Origin of the sequence: Modestobacter excelsi (assembly GCF_005930495.1) — a bacterium.
GTDB lineage: Bacteria > Actinomycetota > Actinomycetes > Mycobacteriales > Geodermatophilaceae > Modestobacter > Modestobacter excelsi.
Window position 1 is genome coordinate 1 of record NZ_SJEX01000150.1, and the last position, 3,338, is coordinate 3,338.

The following is a 3,338-nucleotide window of genomic DNA, read 5'->3' on the forward strand; positions in this document are numbered from 1 at the left end:
ACCCAGAGCCCCCGAGGAGCAGTCGATGAGCAGCCACGAGCCCGCCGCCCCGCAGGGCCCGCCTGGCGCCGGGGAAGCGGTACCAGGTGGAGCCCTGCGCGGGAGGTGGGGCGGGCCGGAGGTGCTGTGGTGCTCGTCCTGCGGTGGGCGTCGAGCCGGGGGGAAGTCGGCTCGGTGCCCGGTGCCGGTCGAGCCGCGGGGAAGTCGGCTCGACCGGGGTGCTGCTGGTCTCGGTGCTGGTTTCGGTGGTGCGGTCGGAGGGGTCGGTGGGGAGCTGTCCGCGGGTCAGGACAAGGTCGGCATCCCCTCGCTCTCCATCGCCGCGAAGACGGCCTCCTGCTCGGCCTCGTAGGCGGCCCAGGTGGCGGCGTCCCAGATCTCGAAGCGGGTGTCGACGCCGACGACCACGACGTCGCGGTCCAGGCCGGCGTACTCCCTCAGGGTGGCCGGGATGGTGATCCGGCCGGCCTTGTCGGCCTCGACCTCGACCATCGAGCCGAAGCTCATCCGGGCGTGCATGCGGGCGACGTTGGTGTCCGCGGGCGCCATCTGCTTGAGGGCGGCGCTCTGCTCGGCGACCCGGGCCATGGTGAGGCCGTACACGCAGCGCTCCTGGCCCTTCTTGATCACCATGCCGCCGGCCACCAGCTCGCGGTAGCGGACAGGGAGGGCGAGCCGGCCCTTCTCGTCGAGCCGCAGGGGGTAGCTGCCGACGAACACCGGATCACCCCCAACATCTGTCCTCCTGTGGTCGTGCCGGGCACCATCCGTGGTCCCTGCCTCCCCATTGGGCGCCACACTAGCCCACTGCTCCCCACTGGACACCACATCTCGCCGTGTCGTCCCCGTCCCTCCACCGGCCCCCATCGGGCGACGTCCAGCGGGCTCCCCGTCGGCCTGCCGGTCGGCCCCGTCGTGACCGCCCGGCGCGGTCGGGCGCTGCGCTGACCAGTCACCTCCGTCCGAAACCCACGTACCGTGGGCCCGGTGACGGAGAGCACGGCCGCGCTGGACGCCGCAGGGACCACCGCCCCACCGACCTCCGGCACCGAGGTGACCGGCCCGGTCGACGGCACGGAGATCGACGTCGCCGCCGAGGGCGCCCGGCTCGCCGCCGCCATCAGCCGGGTGGTGGAGGGCAAGCCCGACGTCGTCCGGCTCGCGCTGGCCGTCCTGCTCGCCGAGGGCCACCTGCTCATCGAGGACGTGCCGGGCGTGGGCAAGACCACGCTGGCCAAGGCGCTGGCCCGCTCGATCGACGGCACGGTGCGGCGCATCCAGTTCACGCCGGACCTGCTGCCCAGCGACGTCACCGGGGTGGCGGTCTACGACCAGGAGTCCCGGGCCTTCGAGTTCAAGCCCGGCGCGATCTTCGCCAACGTCGTCGTCGCCGACGAGATCAACCGCGCCTCGCCGAAGACCCAGTCCGCCCTGCTGGAGTGCATGGAGGAACGGCAGGTCACCGTCGACGGCGTCACCTACGAGCTGGCCCGGCCGTTCATGGTCGTCGCCACGCAGAACCCGCTGGAGATGGAGGGCACCTATCCCCTCCCGGAGGCCCAGCGGGACCGCTTCACCGCCCGGGTGTCGATGGGCTACCCCGACCGGGACGCCGAGCTGGCGATGCTCGACGAGCGCGCCACCACCGACCCCCTCAACGACCTGACGCCGGTCACCGACGCCGCCGCGATCCGCCGGCTGGTGGCCGCGGTGGGCCGGCTGCACGTCGCCGAGCCGCTGCGCCGCTACGTGGTCTCCCTCGTGGAGGCCACCCGCCGCTCCCCCGACCTACGGCTGGGTGCCTCGCCCCGGGCCGGTCTGCAGCTGCTCCGCGCCGCCCGGGCCACCGCGGCCCTGACCGGCCGCGACCACGTCCTGCCCGACGACGTCCAGACGATGGCCGTCCCGGTGCTGGCCCACCGGCTGCTGCTCACCCCCGACGCCGCCCTCGCCCGGCGGGACGCCCAGCGCGTGGTCACCGACCTGCTCGCCACCGTCCCCGTCCACCGCGGCCGCTGAGCCCGGCACCGGAGCCCCCATGGCACGCACCCGCCTCGGCGACGCCGCCTCCACCCTCACCCTGCGCGGGCGCTGCCTGGTCGCCGCCGGGCTGACCCTGGGCCTGCTCGGCGCCCTGCTCGGCGAACGGGCACTCGTCCAGCTCGCGGTCTTCGTGCTGGCCCTACCGGTGGTGTCCGCGGTCGGGGTGGCCCGCCAGCGGTTCCGGATCGCCACCCGGCGCACCCTGTCGGTGCCGCGGCTCCCCCGCGGCGAGGACGCCGAGGTGCTGCTGGAGGTGGCCAACACCGACCGGCGGGCCGGCGGCCTGTGGCTGCTCACCGAGCAGCTGCCCGCCGAACTGGGCAGCCGGCCGCACTTCGTGGTCGAGCGGCTGGCCAGCGGCGCGACCGCCCCCCTGCGCTACCGGCTGCACGGGAGCCGCCGCGGCCGCTTCCCGCTCGGCCCGGTCCGGTTGCGGCTGGTCGACCCCTTCGGGCTGGTGCTGCGCACCGCCGCGGGCAGCGACACCTCCACCCTGCTCGTCACCCCCCGGGTGCAGCCGCTGCAGGGCACCGGCGTCCTGGCCGGCGCCGGGGGCAACGGGGGCGAGGGCTCCCGCCGGTCGATCGCGGTGCACGGCGAGGACGACGTCAGCACCCGGGAGTACCGCTACGGCGACGACCTCCGGATGGTCCACTGGCGGGCCACCGCGCGCACCGGCGAGCTGATGGTCCGGCTCGAGGAGCGCCCGTGGCGCGCCGCCGCGAGCCTCCTCGTCGACACCCGGCTCTCCGCCCACCTCACCGGCGGCACCGTCCGCGGCCCGGCCGCCGACCTCGCCGCCCCCACCGACACGCTGGAGTGGGTGGTGGAGGCCGCGGCCAGCATCGGGGTCCACCTGCTCCGCGGCGGTGCGGGGCTGCGGGTCATCACCGACACCGGCGAGCTCACCCCCTCCCTCGGGCGGGGTCCGCTGGGGCCCGAGGAGCTGCTCGAGCGGCTGGCCGAGGTCAGCGGCTCCCGGGCTCCCGGGCTGCAGACCGGCCTGGACCAGCTGCGCCGCGCCGACGTGGAGGGGCCGGCCATCTGCCTGCTCGGCCTGGTCGGCCCGGACGACGTGCACGCCCTGGCCCGCATCCGCTCCGGCCCGGGCACCGACGTCGCCGTCCTGCTCGACGCCGCTGCGTGGCTGGACGCCGGGGCGTCCCGGAGCCGCCGACCACTGGCCCCGTCCGCCCGCGCCGAGGTGGTCACCCGCCAGCAGCAGGCGATCTCCCTGCTGCGGTCGGCCGGCTGGCAGGTGGCCGCGGTCCGCCCGGACCAGGGCATCGCGGAGG

At 75.8% G+C, this 3,338-nt stretch carries 3 protein-coding genes; 2 read left to right on the forward strand and 1 reads right to left on the reverse strand.

The annotated features are described in order from the left end of the window. Positions 1-285: 285 nt before the first annotated feature. Positions 286-720, reverse strand: coding sequence for a division/cell wall cluster transcriptional repressor MraZ (gene mraZ, locus FHL80_RS24925; RefSeq protein ID WP_138736013.1), 435 nt, complete (start codon positions 718-720; stop codon positions 286-288). A 267-nt stretch (positions 721-987) separates the two neighbouring features. On the opposite strand from mraZ, the gene FHL80_RS24930 reads away from it, so the two are divergent. Continuing rightward, on the forward strand, positions 988-2,019 hold the full coding sequence (locus tag FHL80_RS24930; protein WP_216871042.1) for an AAA family ATPase: 1,032 nt from the start codon (positions 988-990) through the stop codon (positions 2,017-2,019). A gap of 19 nt (positions 2,020-2,038) precedes the next feature. Further along, the coding region (locus FHL80_RS24935) for a DUF58 domain-containing protein (protein ID WP_138736014.1) at positions 2,039-3,338 on the forward strand (1,300 nt) is incomplete at its 3' end.